Here is a 303-nt window from a genome sequence, read left to right on the forward strand (position 1 = left end):
CGCTTTTCCATTTTGTTGCCTTTTATGAATTTTTGGTTCACTTCCAGCTCGATTCCCAAATATTGCTTCGGAAATTTTTGTCTCAGATAAGTGGTAAATCCATCATCAATTCCCAGATATGGATAATTAAATTTCACCTGAAGCTCCTTATCCTGCTTAAAAAGGCTTTTTTGGAACCTCTTACAAAAATCGGCTTCTTCCTCTCTTGCAGGATCAAATAACAATCCGACATCAGCAGTTCTGACCTCCCCTTCGAGTTCGGGTGTAAAGGTATGTACAGAAATGTGCAGCACCTCCCCTCCT

General features: G+C 40.6%; 1 pseudogene. It reads right to left on the reverse strand.

Going from position 1 to position 303, the window contains the following annotated elements:
* Positions 1-293, reverse strand: a pseudogene (locus HC175_RS22720) (N-formylglutamate amidohydrolase); the annotation flags it as partial.
* Positions 294-303 lie beyond the last annotated feature (10 nt).

The sequence above is a fragment of the Salinimicrobium oceani genome, from assembly GCF_012037645.1.